Origin of the sequence: Klebsiella sp. I138 (genome assembly GCF_051131765.1) — a bacterium.
GTDB lineage: Bacteria > Pseudomonadota > Gammaproteobacteria > Enterobacterales > Enterobacteriaceae > Klebsiella.
Window position 1 is genome coordinate 170,765 of the sequence record NZ_CP180447.1, and the last position, 16,620, is coordinate 187,384.

The window sequence follows — 16,620 nt, forward strand, 5'->3', positions numbered from 1 at the left end:
TGGGTCCATTGCTTTTACTTATAGGAGCGGCACATGCTGTTACGCCATCTCACCTGTTTTCTGGCGGTCGCCGAACATCGTGGTTTTACCCGAGCCGCGACGGCGCTGCATGTTTCGCAGCCGGCACTCTCACAACAAATTCGCCAGCTTGAAGAGGTGCTCGGCGTCCTGCTTTTTGACCGCAGCGGGCGCAGCATCCGTTTGACCGATACCGGCGAGGTCTGGCTTATCTACGCTCGTCGGGTGCTCCAGGATCTGGAAGAAGGCAAGCGAGCGCTGCTGGACGTGGAAGATCTGCAGCGGGGAGTGCTGCGCGTGGCGATGACGCCAACATTTACGACCTACTTTATGGGGCCGCTGATGGCGGCTTTTTATCAGCGTTACCCGAACATCACGCTGACGATGCGCGAAATGGCTCAGGATCGGATGGAAGCGTTGCTGCTTAACGATGAGCTGGATGCCGGGATTGCTTTTGGTGATATTGGCTCACGGGATATTGTGGCCGCACCGCTGTTCAGTGAAACGCTGGCGCTGGTGGTTGGCCGGCATCACCCGCTGGCGGGTCAGCGCAGTATGAAGCTGGACGCACTCAACCAGCAGTCGTTGATTTTGTTGAGCGAGGAGTTTGCGACGCGCGGGCAAATCGACAGCTATTGTCGGCAGCATGGTATTCAACCGACGATACAGATGGAGGCCAACTCTATCAGCGCGGTGCTGACGGTGATTCAACATACTCAGCTTGGGACGTTGTTACCGGCTGCCATCGCGCGGGACCACGACGATCTGGTCGCGGTGACGCTCACGCCGGTGCTGCTGGAGCGCACGGCCTGCCTGTTACAGCACAAGGGAGCATGGCAGAGCGCCGCGGCGCGCGCGTTTAGCGCGATGGCATTCCAGGTCGCCGGGGAGCTTAGCGGTGGGAAAACCCCATGACAGTGCCCGTTTACCAGGTGTAGCCGACGGCCAGAATGCCATACAGCTCGCCGTTGTGCTGAACAAGTGGGCTGTCGGCGATATCTTTATCATACAGTTCGTAATTTGCCGCGAACATGCCAACCCAGTGGGGACTGAAACGGTAGCTGGTGATAATCGCCGCCATGGGTGAGACGGTGGTGCCGGTATCCCACTGCTGGCGCTGCGGGGTCGCTTCGCTGGCCGATACGCCGCCGAAATAGTAGTTGGCCATATTACTACTGCGGATCATCAGCCCCATTCCCGGCATGACCAGCAGATTATCTTTAATGATCGGGAAATCCGCCCACAGCAGCAGCTCCTGCCCGTCGCTGCGGCCGGTAACGTCGGAGCTGATTCGAGCGCTCAGCAGCGCATAGGGGGTAATCAGCGTAGCGCCGATACCGGCTTCAAACTCGCCCTTTCGCTTCTCCATCCCCTTGAAGGCGCTATTATCGCTGGGATCTAAGTTGCCAAACCGCCAGCGGCCATAGCCGTAAAAGGCGACTTTGTCGTCGATGTGAAAATAGTAACGGGCGCGATCCCCGAGATAGATAAACTGATCGCCGAAGTAGAGTCCGCCGGGAATAAAGTAAGTTTCATTATCCTGCTTCTCGTAGCGCGCCGTTCCGCTGATGGTTGCCGCTCCCAGTATCAGTCCTTTGGGGACCGGGCTATTCGGATTCGAGGCGGAGAAGATATCGATGGAACCCAGATCAACCTCGGCGCTGGCGGGCGAAGAGCATAACATCAGAGAGCAGAGAGCAGCGGCAGGGTAGCGAAATGGTTTCATCCGTATTCCAAATATGATGAGGGATTATGGAGCTAATACGCAGATGCTTTACAGATGAAGCATTGCTAATGTGAATATATACCAGCCCTGGTCAGTCGGGGGGCGGGTTTTTTGTTTTTTCTTAATTTGTGACGACCGTTTTTCTATGGGATATGAAGGTCTTAATCCGCCGCTTCCCGGCAGCGGATTAATTTGAACCTGTCTGCCTGGGATTAGCGAAGATGGCCACCATCGCCAACCTGAGCCTGGCGATACCATTCCATCAGTTCAAACGTTCCTTCTTCACCTTCCGCGGGCGCCCAGGTGACATAATCCGCGGCAGCAACCGGCTGATAGCCGCCGTGTTTGACTTCAAAAATGACGCCACCGGCGTCCAGCGACAGCACCGCATGCCAGGTCCCGGCATCCATCTCTAACGCCGTACACTCTTCACCGAGTACGATGCGGCGAGTGACGTAACCTTGGTCATCAAAAGTCAGCACCACAAAGCGCCCGCTGAGAGGTAACAGCAGTTCAAAGGTATGCGGATGACGGTGAGGGCGAATATAGGTTCCTGGTTCCATCGCGATCGCCAGACGTTGTACGGGATCGGTTAATTCAGGATGAAAATTACGATGAGCACGTAAACGAGGTGAACGTGCTGCCGCTTCGCTCTGCTGTTGCATGTCACTGAAAGTGATGTTTTTCATTTAACCGCCTGACGTAGGATCTGAGTGTGCGAATGGTTTCGCGACTGTGGATAAACACTGCGCTTCTTTGCAGAAACCAGCCGCCGCATTGTATCTATTTAAGCGTGAAATGTCGGGGAGAATCTGTGACAGAGCGTGAGCAGGCAACGGTGCGATAGCCGCTGCCTGTTTTCTTCGGTTTCATGGTGCTACAGGGATATCGCTATCATTAAATACTTGCCGGTTAATGATGCTTTAGAGCACAAGGTGTCAGCGGTCCTGACCCTCAGCCTCTAAAGAACATCGTATTGTGGTTATGCCATAGACTTCTCCTGGACAATGACATTCGTTATCCAACCTATAGCCCTTGATCCGCTAGTTCCGTCTTCGGTGACAAAAGCATCAGAGCAATCAGGGTTACCATCAATCAATTGCTTGACCGCAATCAGCCGTGCATTTTTCCCGACGATGGCAAATGCCGCGAAGGTTTTATTGAGCGCCGGGTCAGCTAGCAGGTTCTGCAATGTTAACGTTGCTGCTGATGTTCCAGAGGGCTGTTTAAGGAGAAATTTATCGATAAAGCTTTGATGAAGGATATAAAGAATCTTCCCCGTACTATCAACAATGGGCAAGCGGTTGCGATTATTCTGTTCCAGAGGAGTAATAATGGCTGTTTGAAGATTCACTGCACTGAAATTATTGCCTGGAGGCAACGTTAATTTTAACGTTGTATCTGCGGACATATCTAACATCACTTCAGTGACCGGTATGCTCTGCAGTCGTTGTTCAGGGGTTAATTGACGAATAAGGTTGGCGCTTTGTTGTGCCGCTGCCACATAGTTTTCTCTGGAAAAATAGAATGCCAGAACGGTCCCAATCCAGGTGCCTATAAGTGGCAGGATCATGGTGAGAATATCTTTGATATTATTAAATTTTTCACTGCCGGTAGCACTGCCTTTATATGCAGCGAAAATTGCGATGCTAGCCAGTAAAAATATAATTATCAGAGAAAAATAGAGAACATATTTTCCTAGTTTTGTTCTCTCTAAGGATTCTGCATCCGAAAGATAGTTAGCTGTAGTCGGTGTGTTGTCTGCCATGATTTACTCCTGCTGAATGGCTTGAATAAATTATGTTGGGCTGCGAAAAATAATGACGGTAAAGTGAAAAAATCGTAGCCAATGTACCGTTGCGTATTAGAGTATCCTGATAAAATCTTTGCTATCAGCGGAACGCGTTCTGGCGGCAACTTCATAACCGTTTTTGCTTCCATCATCATTTGTATTACCTTCGATGGTTTTGAATACGTCGAATGTCCCGCCAAAACCCATACCGGTATGGCTATAGTCACCCGCTTCTCGTCGGACTAAGAAAATGTACGTTTGACCGAGGGACGCCCAGGAGCTCTTGCCAGCTTGCAGGTCAGAACCTTTTACCAGGCGGCCCGCCGATTGGGCCTGAGATGCAAGGACATCACACGATAGTGACCCGGTAATGGGTAATGATAACCCCAGTTCTGTCGCAGCCTGTTTAAGGATAAAACTCACAAATCCCGCACACCACAACCATTCTGGTCCATCGTATCCTCCGGTATACACCCTGACCCACGGTCCTCGGTTGTCGCCACCATATTCTCTGGGATGATTGGCGAGATGCTGCTGAGCGACGTTAAGAATGCGCTCCCCCAGGGAGGCTCCCTGACTGTCGGTAAGTGCCAAAGTGAGAGGGGCGACGAGTCTGGACCATGTTGCCTCGTCCACGATGCCTGTCTGGGGGAGATGGTTGTTTGTTTGAAACTGACTCACGCAGCTTGTGGTAGCAGGACCGTAGTCGCCGTCTATTTTGGTCCCAACGTTATGATGAGAGAGCCATTCTTGTACGCGCCTGGCTCCTAATCCTTTACTACCTGCCTGCAGAGGGCCGGGGAAGTTCAGTTCATTTTTTACGGCATTTGAATACTGGGTCGCTTGCATTGGGTGACTCCGGCTGTAGTGATGAATTAAATGATAATTTATGTATCATAGATATAACGCATTTCACTTTAATGGTTGCCTGACACTTTTAGCTTCCCAATAATAGAGTTAATGTTTAATGGTTGCTCAGGGCTATTAAAATCATCATGATATAATAAGGCGTTATTGGTTAACCATGTTAAATATTATGACGTCATTGATTCAGAGTAAAAGTAAGGAGTGAGATTAAAAGCGTAAAAAATTCGTCATTTTATAATGGGAGGCGATTTTTTTGTGAAAAACGATCATCTCCACGATAATATTTCATGGCTATGGTGCTGACAGTCAAGCAGTATGAAAATATTGCCTTACTGCTTTTTTTAATTATAGCACTCCCGGAGCTAAATTTGGGGTGTAAGCAAAGAACATCCCCGCTACGCAGTTGTTATGTAGAGGATGCCGAATTCCGAGTAGAGAAAACAGCATCGCTACGTTCATTAATAGCAACGTTCTTAGAAGAGGCTTTTGTAATACAAAAAATACATAACAGACTAACTGTTTTCTTCATGTTGAGTTCAGCTTTTAGGATAGAAGAAAAAAAGACCTTTTCAAGGTCGATACTTTCGTTGTGGGCGTATATTTTTGCTTGCAGGTGATAACACTCATGCTCGCAGTTACAGGCATTTATTATTAAATGGGTAAAAACTTTGTTTCAAATAGGGTTTCTTGTGTCAGCCATTGATGCTGAGGGGCGGAAGTGTTGATCTTCTTCGCTTAAATGCGACAGAAATTTGCCTCCAGAGCGGCTAAACCTCCCTTATTTCTTTTATGCACAACCGTCGGATCTTGTAGCTCATCACAAACTGGATGATGATTTGGGTTAAGGAGTGGGTGTGTCTAAAGACGATCTGCTGGTTCACGAGGATACTTTTGGGCGTTATTTCTGGAGATGGATGCATCTGAATATAGGCTCAATGCCTTATTCTGCGTAGGGTTTTTGGGTAAAACGAATGAGGAAGGTCGAAAACTATGGTGTCCCCTGCAGGAATCGAACCTGCAACTAGCCCTTAGGAGGGGCTCGTTATATCCATTTAACTAAGGGGACGAAGCGGCGGGAGTATAGCGTTTTTTTCCTTGTTCGTTAAGCATCTATGGCTTAACTGCTTAAACTCTCGCCACTTAAGGGTGTTTTTTAGCTTTAAGCTGCGCTTTTTTATCGTTGCTCATGTCATTGCGGATTTGCGCGTGGCTGAGCAGCGCGAAGATAAACGTCCCGCCGCAAATATTGCCGGCCAGCGTCGGTAGCGCGAAGGGCCAGATGAAGTCCTGCCACGGCAGCGAGCCGTTGAAGACCAGGTAAAAAATCTCAACGCTGCCGACAACAATATGAGTGGTATCAGCAAGCGCAATCAGCCAGGTCATCATGATGATCACCACGATTTTTGCCGAGCCGGCGGCGGGAAACATCCAGACCATGGTCGCTACCAGCCAGCCGGAAATAATCGCGTTAGCGAACATCTCAGACGGTGTATTCTCCATCACCTGTATACTGATCGCCTGAAACGCACCACGGGTGGCATCGTCAAAAATCGGCATCATATTAAAGGCCCAGGCCGCAATCCCCGTGCCAAGCAAGTTGCCGAGAAGGACCACGCCCCAGAGTCGTAATAAGAGAGCAATATTACCGGGCGTCGGCTTATGCATGATCGGTAATACGGCGGTGACGGTATTTTCCGTAAACAGCTGCTGGCGGGCCATAATGACGATAATAAAGCCGAAGGTATAACCGAGATTCTCCAGTAAATAACCGCCGGGAAGATCGCTCAGATGAACGTGGAAAATGCCTTTTGCCACCATCGATGCCCCCATCGACAGACCGGCAGCCACCGCTGACCACAGAAGAGCAAGGGCATCACGCTCCAGCTCTTTTTCACCCTCCTGGCGGATCTCCTCATGCGTGGCCATCGCGCGCGAGGGCAGACGCTTCTCGTTGACCTCGATCGGTTCACCATCCTGTTTTTCTTCGCTTTCAACCTCCACATCTTCGCTATGAAGGCGATCGTGAGGTTTGGGATCTGTCGTCATGCCATTTCCTCCTGCGTTTTTCGCTCTCATAAGCGTAGAGATAATTCCTTCGCCGGGCCCAGGATAACTTCTTAAATTTTTAGGAATGGCAAGAATAGCAATACGAATATTGCAAAATATGTATAGAATCAGGACGCAACAATTATGCCAAAGAAGGCTATGCTGAAAGCAGGCACCAGATTGCAATTTGCTTCGGGCGATATCGTATGGAGGCTGCAGTCCCCGGATAACCCACAGCAATAGCCAAAATTAACAGGGAGACACCTATGAATTTTCGCCTGTCGGCGCTTGCGCTTGGCGCCACATTGCTGGTGGGATGCGCCAGTTCCAGCTCTGGCGATCTGCCGCAGGGGCGTTCAGACCCTCTTGAAGGGTTTAACCGTACGATGTTCGACTTCAACTTTAACGTGGTGGATCCGTACGTGCTGCGTCCGGTTGCCGTGGCCTGGCGTGATTATGTTCCGCAGCCGGCCCGAAACGGGCTGAGTAACTTTACCAGCAACCTTGAAGAACCGGCGGTGATGGCGAACTATTTCCTGCAGGGCGATCCCTATAAAGGTATGGTGCACTTTACCCGTTTCTTCCTTAACACCCTTCTTGGGATGGGCGGCCTGATTGATGTCGCCGGGATGGCTAACCCGAAACTGCAGCGGGTTGAACCGCACCGCTTTGGTAGCACCCTGGGGCATTATGGCGTGGGTTACGGTCCTTATGTGCAACTGCCGTTCTATGGCAGCTTTACGCTGCGTGATGAAGGCGGTGATATGGCTGATGGCCTTTATCCAGTGCTTTCCTGGCTGACCTGGCCGATGTCTATCGGTAAGTGGGCGGTCGAAGGGGTTGAGACGCGTGCTCAGCTGCTGGATTCCGATGGCCTGCTGCGCCAGTCTTCCGACCCGTATATCATGGTGCGTGAAGCGTACTTCCAGCGTCATGACTTTATCGCCAACGGCGGTAAACTCACGCCGGTTGAGAACCCTAACGCTCAGGCGATTCAGGGCGATCTGAAAGATATCGATTCGCAGTAAAAAAATTAGATACGACAATAAAAAAGGGTGAACGCGTGGTTCACCCTTTTTTTATGCGAGCAACGGATTAGAAGCGGTAGTTGAAGTTCGCGCCGTACAGCCACGCGGTCCCTTCAGAACGGAAGGTATACGGACCTTCTTTGATTTCTACGTGCTGACCGTGCATGTATGAAACGCCTACGTCAACCGAAGCATCTTTGTTGAACGCATAGGTGGTACCTGCGCTCAGCCACAGACGATCCTGATCCGGGATGGAGATTGAACGGGTGCTGGCCGGGACCGGGCTATCATCGAAGGCGATACCGGTACGGAAGGTCCAGTTATCGTCATAGTAATAGGTCGTACCCAGTGCGATACGGTAGGCGTCTTTAAAGCTTTCGTCTTTATAGAACAGCGTCTCACCGTTGCTACCCGTAGCTTTCAGCTCCTGGAACTGACTCCAGCTGGTGTAGGTCATGCTGTAGTGGACAGCCCACTGCGGCGCGACGCGGTTATAACCGGACAGCTCCCACATTTCAGGCAGGTTCAGGGTCAGAGAGCCGTCGGTGGTTTGACCGTTGGTGCCCGCCGGAAGCCCGAAGTTGCCGAGGATCTGGTTGTACGCGGAAGGTAAGCTGCTCTTGTAGTTACCGTCAAAGTCGATCTTCACTTCTGAACGGTAGGTGAAGCCGTAGCGGTTATTCTTATCGACTTCATAAAGAATACCGGCGTTCCAGCCAAAGCCCCAGGCGTTACCGTTGAGGTGAGCGATTTGCGTATCCGCAGGAATTTGCGAAACAGGGCCTGCCAGCTGCGGCGGCAGTGCGCCAGAGCCTGCAACGATTTGCCCCAAATCGCCCGCATAGCGTTCAATCTTGGCTTTCGCATAGACCGCATCAAACCCTAAGCCAAAGCTCCAGTTACTGTCCAGACGATAGGCGCCGCTCAGGTTGAAGTTTGCCGTGGTTAAGTCCGTTTTTCCGCCCATGCTCCCGGCGGCATAGTCATCGGCGTACTCGGTCGCCAGACCGTAGTTAGAGGTAATAGACGCCCCCCAACCAAACTGATCGTTAATTGGCGACACAAAGTGGAAGTTAGGCACCCATGCTGTTGGCGCAATATTATCGGCGTTCAGGCTTTTGCCTGTTGGAGACTGGCCGGTAATATTGACATTAGGGTCAACAAACACTGCGCCCGCAGACATCGTCGGGCGATCAAACATCATGATCAATGCTGGGTTACGGCTGGCATTGCCCGCATCGTCAGCAATTGCACCTTCACCGGAATAGGCGCGACCAAGGCCTGATGAAGAGAATTCATTTAACTGAAAGCCTGCTGACCAGGCCTGTGTTGAAACAAGTGCTACAGCCACTGCGAGGGCAGATTGGGTAAAGCGGGTTTTCTGGCTCATGCCCATAACCTCATTGAGTTATTTTTATTTAAACTATGTTACATGCCGTAACAGAAGCGCGAAGTGTAGGGTCTGCTTTACGACATAGAAATCAGACCAGTGCGCTGAGTATAGGTCTGACCAGATGAGATGTTGCAAGTTTGTTTATGAGATTTTTCAATTGTGATGCGAAAAAAGCGATCCAGCTGGCAAATTTGCCCCCACAGGCATTAACCAAAACGGGCATTTCTTGTTTTGGATCATTTTTAAGTGTGATTTCGGTCACTTAGGTCTTTTGTTGTCATTAACGACTGGAGGCAGCTCCCGGCCGGGCGTAAAATAAGCATATTAATTGTCTGGCACCATTGAGTGCATATACAGAGGAAATCTACGATGAGTAAAGTTAGTGCAGATGAAACCCCGGTTTGCTGCTGTATGGATGTTGGCACCATTATGGACAACACCGATTGCACCGCCTCTTACAGCCGCGTTTTTGCCAATCGCGCCGCAGCGGAAGAGACGCTCGCCGCGTTGACTGAAAGAGCGCGTGGTGTGGAATCTGAACCGTGCAAAATTACCCCGACCTTTACCGATGTAGAAGGCGGCGTACAAATGGATATCGATTTCGTCTTCTGCTGTGAAGCCGAAACCCTGATTTTCCAGCTCGGTCTGCGTTAATCTCCCTTCAACGCCCCTCCCGTCAGGGGCGTTATCTTCTCCTTTCAATGTGTTTTGGCTCCCACTTTTTCTCTTCGCCGATTGGCTTAATGTAAAAAATTAGTTAAAACTGTTATCAGGTCAGACCACTTGGTTTTATCGGTTAACAGGGGAAAGTCATGAGTCAGGCATTACCGCTTGTCACCCGTCAAGGCGATCGCATTGCCATTGTCAGCGGTTTACGTACGCCGTTTGCCCGTCAGGCCACGGTATTTCACGGTGTTCCCGCCGTTGATTTGGGGAAAATGGTCATCAGCGAAATGCTGGCTCGCAGCGACATCCCCCCGGAAATGATTGAACAGCTGGTATTTGGCCAGGTGGTGCAGATGCCGGAAGCGCCGAATATTGCGCGTGAAATTGTTCTTGGTACCGGCATGAGCGTACACACCGATGCTTACAGCGTAAGCCGCGCCTGCGCGACCAGTTTTCAGGCCGTCGCAAACGTTGCGGAGAGCCTGATGGCGGGGACGATCCGCGCAGGAATTGCCGGCGGGGCCGACTCTTCATCCGTATTGCCTATCGGCGTCAGTAAAAAGCTCGCCCGCACGCTGGTCGACGCCAATAAAGCGCGCACCCTCGGACAGCGCCTGAAGCTCTTCTCCCGTTTACGCCTTCGCGATCTTTTGCCGGTACCGCCTGCGGTGGCCGAGTATTCGACCGGGCTACGGATGGGGGATACCGCAGAGCAGATGGCAAAAACCTGGGGAATTACCCGCGAACAACAGGATGCGCTGGCGCATCGTTCGCACCAGCTGGCTGCCAAAGCCTGGGAAGAGGGCAAGTTAGCGGCTGAAGTGATGACCGCATACGCTCCGCCCTACCGTGAGCCGCTGGAAAACGACAACAACATTCGTAAAAATTCAACACTGGCTGATTACCAAAAGTTACGCCCGGCTTTTGACCGAAAGCATGGGACCGTCACCGCAGCAAACAGTACGCCGTTAACCGACGGCGCCGCGGCGGTGATCATGATGACCGAATCACAGGCCAAAGCGCTGGGATTAACTCCGCTTGGCTATCTGCGCAGCTACGCCTTTACCGCCATTGATGTTCGCCAGGACATGCTGCTGGGGCCAGCGTGGTCAACGCCGCTGGCGCTGGAAAGAGCGGGTCTGACGCTGGCTGACTTAACGCTTATTGATATGCATGAGGCTTTTGCCGCGCAAACGCTGGCGAATCTGCAATGCCTGGCCAGCGACCGCTTTGCCCGTGAGGTCCTCGGGCGTTCTCAGGCGACGGGGGAGGTGGATGAGAGCAAATTCAATGTCCTCGGTGGCTCAATTGCCTACGGGCATCCTTTTGCCGCCACCGGTGCGAGGATGATCACCCAGACGCTGCATGAGCTGCGGCGCAGAGGGGGCGGATTTGGTCTGGTCACCGCCTGTGCGGCGGGCGGCCTGGGTGCCGCGATGATTCTGGAGGCCGAATAATGGAAATGACATCGGCATTTACCCTTGATATTCGCCCGGACAACGTCGCCGTTATTACTATCGACACCCCCGGCGAGAAGATGAATACCCTGAAAGCCGAATTTGGCCACCAGGTGCGGGCGATCGTTCGCCAGATTCGCGACAATAAATCCTTACGCGGCGTCGTGATGATTTCCGCAAAGCCGGACAATTTTATCGCCGGCGCGGATATCAACATGATTGCCCGTTGCTCCACTGCTCAGGAAGCGGAAGCGCTGGCCCGCCAGGGACAACAGATTATGGCGGAGATCCACGGGCTGACGATCCCGGTGATCGCCGCTATCCACGGTGCCTGCCTCGGCGGCGGCCTTGAGCTGGCGCTGGCCTGCCATGGGCGGGTATGCAGCGATGACGATAAAACGCGACTGGGCCTGCCAGAGGTTCAACTTGGGCTGCTGCCGGGTTCCGGCGGCACCCAAAGACTTCCCCGGCTGATTGGTGTCAGCAGCGCACTGGAGATGATCCTGACCGGTAAGCAGCTTCGTGCACGCCAGGCGCTGAAAGCGGGCCTGGTGGATGAGGTGGTCCCGCATTCAATTCTGCTGCAAACGGCGGTGGAGCTGGCGCTGAAAGGGCGTCCAGCGAGTCGCAGTATGCCGATACGTGAGCGAGTGCTTGCCGGGCCGCTGGGCCGCAGCCTGCTGTTCAGGCTGGTGGGGAAAAAGACCCGTCAGAAAACCCAGGGTAACTATCCTGCCACCGAGCGTATCCTGCAGGTGATAGAAAATGGATTAGCCCATGGCTGCAGTAGCGGCTACGCCGAGGAAGCGCGTGCCTTCGGCGAACTGGCGATGACGCCGCAGTCTCAGGCATTGCGATCGATATTCTTTGCCAGTACGGATTTGAAGAAAGATCCCGGCGCCAGTGCGCAGGCCGGGCCGCTGAATCGTATCGGTATTCTCGGCGGCGGCTTAATGGGCGGCGGTATTGCGTATGTGACCGCCTGTAAAGGCGGGCTTCCTGTGCGCATCAAAGATATTCAGGCGCGGGGAATTAACCACGCGCTGAAGTACAGCTGGGAACTGCTGGATAAGCAGGTTCGCCGCCGTTATCTGCGCGCCAGCGAACGGGACAGACAGCTGGCGCTGATTTCCGGTTCCACAGATTTTGACGGTTTTGCCCACCGTGACGTGGTGATCGAAGCCGTCTTTGAAGATTTAACCCTCAAACAGCAGATGGTGGCCGATATCGAAGCACACTGCGGCCCGCAGACAATCTTTGCCTCTAATACCTCCTCGCTGCCTATTGGCGAAATTGCAGCGCAGGCCAGCAGGCCCGGTCAGGTCATCGGCCTGCACTTCTTTAGCCCGGTTGAGAAAATGCCGTTGGTTGAAGTGATTCCTCATCAGCATACCGCCCCGCAGACGATCGCGACGGTGGTGAAGCTGGCTAAAATGCAGGGTAAAACGCCGATCGTCGTGGCTGATAAAGCAGGCTTCTATGTGAACCGTATCCTGGCGCCCTACATAAATGAAGCGATGCGCCTGCTGGTGGAAGGTGAGCCCATTGAACATATCGATAAGTCATTGGTGAAGTTTGGTTTTCCGGTTGGGCCCATTCAGCTGCTGGATGAAGTCGGGATTGATACCGGCACCAAAATTCTTCCGGTTCTGGAAGCGGCGTGGGGGGAACGTTTTAGCCCGCCTGCAAATATCATTGATGCGATCTTGAATGACGATCGCAAAGGCAGAAAAAATAGCCGTGGTTTCTATCTTTATGAGACAAAAGGGCGTACAAGCAAAAAACGACCTGATGCTGCCGTCTATTCGCTGCTCGGTGTTTCTGCTCCGCAGGCGCGCCTGTCAGCGCAGCAGATATCCGAACGCTGCGTGATGCTGATGCTTAACGAAGCCGCACGCTGCTTCGATGAACAGGTCATTCGTAGTGCACGCGATGGCGACATCGGTGCCGTGTTTGGTATTGGCTTCCCGCCGTTTCTTGGCGGCCCGTTCCGCTATATGGATAAACTCGGTGCGGGTGAAGTTGTTGCCATCTTGCAACGCCTGGCTGCTCAGTACGGCCCACGTTTTACACCATGTGAAAATTTATTGCGCATGGCCGAGCAGGGGGCAACCTTTTGGCCCACTGGCGAACGGATGACCTAAGTTTTGGTCAAAGAAGGTAAATCCAACGATGAACGACCCGTTTGTTGGCTGTTTTGTAAACAATCATTGACTATACTTACGCCATTGAGGTAAAAAACAGCGTTTCATTCGTTGGATGAATCAGGCACAATGCCCGGCCACCGGGTCGACTGCGTGCTATCTATGCAGGTAAGACTGCGGTGCTTCTGGTTAACAAAAGCGGTGCAATATGCAAGTTTTTATCATGCGTCACGGCGACGCTGCCCTCGATGCAGCCAGTGACTCGGTTCGTCCCTTAACCGTTTGCGGTTGTGATGAGTCTCGTCAGATGGCAACCTGGCTGAAAGGTCAAAAAGTGGATATTGAACGGGTTCTTGTGAGTCCTTACCTGCGTGCTGAACAGACGCTGGATGTGGTAAGAGAGTGCATGAACCTGCCTGAAAATGTCGACGTGATGCCGGAGCTCACGCCGTGTGGCGATGTTGGCATGGTCAGCGCCTGGCTTCAGACGCTGGCAAATGAAGGTGTTTCAACGGTGCTGGTTGTTTCGCACCTGCCGCTGGTGGGGTACCTCGTCTCAGAGCTGTGCCCGGGAGAAACTCCCCCGATGTTTACCACTTCGGCTATTGCCTGTGTCACGCTCGATGCCAACGGCAAGGGTGAGTTCAACTGGCAGATGAGCCCCTGCAACCTGAAGATGGCGAAGGCTATCTGACCCTCCTCCGGAGCGTCCGTCTTACGGAAGCTCCGGCGGCTGCCACTCTTCAACTTCAATCAGCACCAGCAGTGCGGCGTCTCCGCCGTACTCTTTTGGCGCCTGGTGAAAAGCCATAATATGTGGATGTTGCGCAAGCCACAGCGGCGTTTGCTGCTTGAGGATGTGTTTCCCGTGCCCGTGCATCACGCAGGCGCAAAAGACATGCTCGCGACGGCAGGCGGCAATCAGCGCGCCCAGTTCCTGCTTCGCCTGCTGCTGGGTCAGCCCGTGCAGATCGAGAAACAGCTCCGGTGAATAATCCCCGCGGCGCAGTTTTTTCAGTTCAAAATGACTCACGTCCGAACGAACATACTTTACCGACCCTTCGGTATTCAGCAGCGGCTGAAACTCATCGGAAAAATAGTGGCTGTTATCAGCCTGTTCCTGAAGTAAGCGCTTTGGCGGAACTTCGGTGATTTTCTTGCGCAGCGGGCGGTGAACGATGGTGTCTTGCTTAATCTGACGCGTGCCGGTCATCAGCTGCCGGAACAGCGCCTGATCCTCGCCGCTTAGCGATGTTTTCTTTTTCATTGCCCACTCTCATCATTTCTTTTCGCTAGTTTACCCGACTCGGCCGCTATTCAGGCAAGCAAAACGTATTTTTCCCCGTCTGTCTGACGTAAGAATGCTGATTTATCGCCGCCTTCGTGGCAAACTAGCCGCCGAATTTACAGTAGAGCGTGTCCTGGAGGATGGCGTGGATAAAATTTTTGTTGATGAAGCAGTCAATGAGCTGCATACCATTCAGGACATGCTGCGTTGGGCGGTCAGCCGCTTTAGCGCGGCGAATATCTGGTACGGTCATGGTACGGACAATCCGTGGGATGAGGCGGTACAGCTGGTGTTGCCATCGCTCTACCTGCCGCTGGATATTCCGGAGGATATGCACTCCGCACGTCTGACTTCCAGCGAAAAACATCGCATTGTTGAGCGCGTTATTCGCCGCATCAACGAGCGGATTCCGGTTGCCTACCTGACCAATAAAGCCTGGTTCTGCGGCCATGAGTTCTTCGTTGATGAACGCGTGCTGGTGCCGCGCTCGCCAATCGGTGAGCTTATCAACAATCATTTCGCCGGTTTGATCGATCATCAACCGCAGCACATTCTGGATATGTGTACCGGTAGCGGCTGCATCGCGATTGCCTGCGCTTACTCTTTCCCGGAAGCGGAAGTGGACGCGGTGGATATCTCCGTTGACGCGCTGGCCGTTGCCGAGCAGAACGTTGAAGCGCACGGTCTGATTCATCAGGTGACGCCGATTCGCTCCGATCTGTTCCGCGACCTGCCGAAATTACAGTACGACCTGATTGTGACTAACCCTCCATACGTTGATGAAGAAGACATGTCCGATCTGCCGGGCGAATATCGCCATGAGCCGGTGCTGGGTCTGGCTTCCGGCAGCGATGGCCTGAAGCTGACGCGTCGTATCCTTGGCAATGCGCCGGATTATCTCAGCGACGACGGTATTCTGATTTGTGAAGTCGGTAACAGCATGGTACATCTGATTGAGCAGTATCCGGATGTACCGTTTACCTGGCTTGAGTTTGACAATGGCGGAGACGGCGTCTTTATGCTGACCAAACCGCAGCTGATCGCCGCCCGCGCGCATTTCGGCATTTATAAAGACTAAAAAACAACACGCAAACATGACGGAGCCGTGATGGCAGGAAACACAATTGGACAACTCTTTCGCGTCACCACCTTCGGCGAGTCGCACGGTCTGGCGCTGGGCTGCATTGTTGACGGAGTGCCGCCGGGCATTCCGCTAACCGAAGCTGACCTGCAGCACGATCTGGATCGTCGTCGTCCTGGGACGTCGCGCTATACCACGCAGCGTCGTGAACCGGATCAGGTCAAGATCCTCTCTGGCGTATTCGAAGGCGTGACTACCGGTACCAGCATCGGCTTACTGATTGAAAATACCGACCAGCGTTCTCAGGATTACGGTGCGATCAAAGATGTGTTCCGCCCTGGGCACGCCGATTACACCTATGAGCAAAAATACGGCCTGCGCGACTATCGCGGAGGCGGCCGTTCCTCGGCGCGTGAAACCGCGATGCGGGTTGCGGCTGGCGCGATTGCCAAGAAATACCTTGCGGAAAAATTCGGGATTGTTATCCGCGGCTGTCTGACCCAGATGGGCGATATTCCGCTGGCGATCAAAGACTGGGAGCAGGTGGAACAGAATCCGTTCTTCTGCCCTGACCCGGATAAAATCGAGGCGCTTGATGAGCTGATGCGCGGCCTGAAAAAAGAGGGCGACTCCATCGGGGCAAAAGTGACCGTGGTTGCGGATGGCGTTCCTCCGGGCCTGGGTGAGCCGGTATTTGACCGTCTGGATGCTGACATTGCCCATGCGCTAATGAGCATCAATGCGGTGAAGGGTGTGGAAATTGGCGATGGTTTCGAAGTGGTAAAACTGCGCGGCAGCGAAAACCGTGATGAAATCACCAAAGCCGGCTTCCAGAGTAACCATGCCGGCGGCATCCTTGGCGGTATCAGCAGCGGTCAGCAGATTGTCGCGAATATCGCGCTGAAGCCGACCTCCAGCATCACCGTGCCGGGCCATACGATTAACCGTCACGGTGACGAAGTCGAAATGATCACCAAAGGGCGCCACGATCCCTGCGTAGGCATCCGTGCGGTGCCGATCGCAGAAGCAATGCTGGCGATCGTGCTAATGGATCACTTTATGCGTCAACGCGCGCAAAATGGCGACGTGACGACATCAATTCCACGCTGGTAAT

15 protein-coding genes and 1 tRNA gene are annotated in these 16,620 nt (G+C 53.0%); 8 read left to right on the top strand and 8 right to left on the bottom strand.

What is annotated here, in order from left to right:
• The first annotated feature begins 33 nt into the window (after positions 1 to 33).
• Positions 34 to 933: a transcriptional regulator CynR gene (gene cynR / locus ACMYSK_RS00785; RefSeq protein WP_434639456.1), complete on the top strand. Its 900-nt coding sequence runs from the start codon at positions 34 to 36 to the stop codon at positions 931 to 933.
• A 10-nt stretch (positions 934 to 943) separates the two neighbouring features.
• On the opposite strand, the gene ACMYSK_RS00790 is transcribed toward cynR, so the two are convergent.
• From ACMYSK_RS00790 to ACMYSK_RS00815, 6 genes are all read right to left on the bottom strand, one after another.
• Positions 944 to 1,744, bottom strand: a complete 801-nt coding sequence (locus ACMYSK_RS00790) for a MipA/OmpV family protein (protein ID WP_434639457.1) — start codon at positions 1,742 to 1,744, stop codon at positions 944 to 946.
• A gap of 212 nt (positions 1,745 to 1,956) precedes the next feature.
• Entirely contained in the window at positions 1,957 to 2,433 is a 477-nt protein-coding gene (locus tag ACMYSK_RS00795; protein ID WP_434639459.1) for a WbuC family cupin fold metalloprotein, read from the bottom strand.
• A 293-nt stretch (positions 2,434 to 2,726) separates the two neighbouring features.
• Positions 2,727 to 3,512 carry a hypothetical protein gene (locus ACMYSK_RS00800; protein WP_434639461.1) on the bottom strand — a complete coding sequence of 262 codons (786 nt, stop codon included), beginning with the start codon at positions 3,510 to 3,512 and terminating at the stop codon, positions 2,727 to 2,729.
• A gap of 96 nt (positions 3,513 to 3,608) precedes the next feature.
• Complete coding sequence (locus ACMYSK_RS00805) at positions 3,609 to 4,385, bottom strand: peptidoglycan-binding domain-containing protein (protein ID WP_434639463.1); 777 nt, start codon at positions 4,383 to 4,385, stop codon at positions 3,609 to 3,611.
• Positions 4,386 to 5,394: 1,009 nt separating this feature from the next.
• A tRNA-Arg gene (locus ACMYSK_RS00810) sits at positions 5,395 to 5,469 on the bottom strand.
• 74 nt (positions 5,470 to 5,543) lie between these two features.
• Positions 5,544 to 6,449, bottom strand: a complete 906-nt coding sequence (locus ACMYSK_RS00815) for a formate/nitrite transporter family protein (RefSeq protein WP_434639465.1) — start codon at positions 6,447 to 6,449, stop codon at positions 5,544 to 5,546.
• Positions 6,450 to 6,715: 266 nt separating this feature from the next.
• On the opposite strand from ACMYSK_RS00815, the gene mlaA reads away from it, so the two are divergent.
• The gene (mlaA, locus tag ACMYSK_RS00820) at positions 6,716 to 7,477 is read left to right on the top strand and encodes a phospholipid-binding lipoprotein MlaA (RefSeq protein ID WP_015583753.1); all 762 of its coding nucleotides are present in this window, start codon (positions 6,716 to 6,718) and stop codon (positions 7,475 to 7,477) included.
• A gap of 67 nt (positions 7,478 to 7,544) precedes the next feature.
• Here the strand turns inward: mlaA and fadL are convergent, their stop codons facing one another.
• On the bottom strand, positions 7,545 to 8,867 hold the full coding sequence (fadL, locus tag ACMYSK_RS00825; RefSeq protein ID WP_434639467.1) for a long-chain fatty acid transporter FadL: 1,323 nt from the start codon (positions 8,865 to 8,867) through the stop codon (positions 7,545 to 7,547).
• Between the two features lie 372 nt (positions 8,868 to 9,239).
• Here fadL and ACMYSK_RS00830 point away from each other — a divergent pair, with 372 nt between their 5' ends.
• The 4 genes from ACMYSK_RS00830 to sixA all read left to right on the top strand — a co-directional run bounded on the left by ACMYSK_RS00830 (position 9,240) and on the right by sixA (position 13,831).
• Positions 9,240 to 9,524 (top strand): YfcZ/YiiS family protein, encoded by a 285-nt coding sequence (locus ACMYSK_RS00830; RefSeq protein ID WP_434639469.1) that lies wholly within the window; start codon positions 9,240 to 9,242, stop codon positions 9,522 to 9,524.
• Positions 9,525 to 9,682: 158 nt separating this feature from the next.
• Complete coding sequence (gene fadI / locus ACMYSK_RS00835) at positions 9,683 to 10,993, top strand: acetyl-CoA C-acyltransferase FadI (RefSeq protein WP_434639471.1); 1,311 nt, start codon at positions 9,683 to 9,685, stop codon at positions 10,991 to 10,993.
• Positions 10,993 to 13,137 carry a fatty acid oxidation complex subunit alpha FadJ gene (gene fadJ, locus ACMYSK_RS00840; RefSeq protein ID WP_434639472.1) on the top strand — a complete coding sequence of 715 codons (2,145 nt, stop codon included), beginning with the start codon at positions 10,993 to 10,995 and terminating at the stop codon, positions 13,135 to 13,137. The genes fadI and fadJ overlap by 1 nt, the downstream gene beginning before the upstream one ends.
• Before the next feature lie 208 nt (positions 13,138 to 13,345).
• Complete coding sequence (gene sixA, locus ACMYSK_RS00845; protein WP_434639473.1) at positions 13,346 to 13,831, top strand: phosphohistidine phosphatase SixA; 486 nt, start codon at positions 13,346 to 13,348, stop codon at positions 13,829 to 13,831.
• 21 nt (positions 13,832 to 13,852) lie between these two features.
• Here sixA and smrB read toward each other — a convergent pair whose 3' ends face one another.
• The gene (gene smrB / locus ACMYSK_RS00850; protein ID WP_434639474.1) at positions 13,853 to 14,404 is read right to left on the bottom strand and encodes an endonuclease SmrB; all 552 of its coding nucleotides are present in this window, start codon (positions 14,402 to 14,404) and stop codon (positions 13,853 to 13,855) included.
• Between the two features lie 166 nt (positions 14,405 to 14,570).
• Between smrB and prmB the strand changes: the two genes are divergently transcribed.
• Both prmB and aroC read left to right on the top strand, forming a co-directional pair.
• Complete coding sequence (gene prmB, locus ACMYSK_RS00855) at positions 14,571 to 15,503, top strand: 50S ribosomal protein L3 N(5)-glutamine methyltransferase (protein WP_434639475.1); 933 nt, start codon at positions 14,571 to 14,573, stop codon at positions 15,501 to 15,503.
• A 30-nt stretch (positions 15,504 to 15,533) separates the two neighbouring features.
• Positions 15,534 to 16,619, top strand: coding sequence for a chorismate synthase (aroC, locus tag ACMYSK_RS00860; protein WP_434639476.1), 1,086 nt, complete (start codon positions 15,534 to 15,536; stop codon positions 16,617 to 16,619).
• Position 16,620 lies beyond the last annotated feature (1 nt).

Coding starts and splice junctions, on each gene's coding strand:
- sixA (WP_434639473.1), top strand. CDS start 13,346: ATGCAAGTTTTTATCATGCGTCACGGCGACGCTGCCCTCGATGCAGCC.
- fadJ (WP_434639472.1), top strand. CDS start 10,993: ATGGAAATGACATCGGCATTTACCCTTGATATTCGCCCGGACAACGTC.
- aroC (WP_434639476.1), top strand. CDS start 15,534: ATGGCAGGAAACACAATTGGACAACTCTTTCGCGTCACCACCTTCGGC.
- cynR (WP_434639456.1), top strand. CDS start 34: ATGCTGTTACGCCATCTCACCTGTTTTCTGGCGGTCGCCGAACATCGT.
- fadL (WP_434639467.1), bottom strand. CDS start 8,867: ATGAGCCAGAAAACCCGCTTTACCCAATCTGCCCTCGCAGTGGCTGTA.
- smrB (WP_434639474.1), bottom strand. CDS start 14,404: ATGAAAAAGAAAACATCGCTAAGCGGCGAGGATCAGGCGCTGTTCCGG.
- ACMYSK_RS00800 (WP_434639461.1), bottom strand. CDS start 3,512: ATGGCAGACAACACACCGACTACAGCTAACTATCTTTCGGATGCAGAA.
- ACMYSK_RS00830 (WP_434639469.1), top strand. CDS start 9,240: ATGAGTAAAGTTAGTGCAGATGAAACCCCGGTTTGCTGCTGTATGGAT.
- ACMYSK_RS00815 (WP_434639465.1), bottom strand. CDS start 6,449: ATGACGACAGATCCCAAACCTCACGATCGCCTTCATAGCGAAGATGTG.
- ACMYSK_RS00790 (WP_434639457.1), bottom strand. CDS start 1,744: ATGAAACCATTTCGCTACCCTGCCGCTGCTCTCTGCTCTCTGATGTTA.
- ACMYSK_RS00805 (WP_434639463.1), bottom strand. CDS start 4,385: ATGCAAGCGACCCAGTATTCAAATGCCGTAAAAAATGAACTGAACTTC.
- ACMYSK_RS00795 (WP_434639459.1), bottom strand. CDS start 2,433: ATGAAAAACATCACTTTCAGTGACATGCAACAGCAGAGCGAAGCGGCA.
- mlaA (WP_015583753.1), top strand. CDS start 6,716: ATGAATTTTCGCCTGTCGGCGCTTGCGCTTGGCGCCACATTGCTGGTG.
- fadI (WP_434639471.1), top strand. CDS start 9,683: ATGAGTCAGGCATTACCGCTTGTCACCCGTCAAGGCGATCGCATTGCC.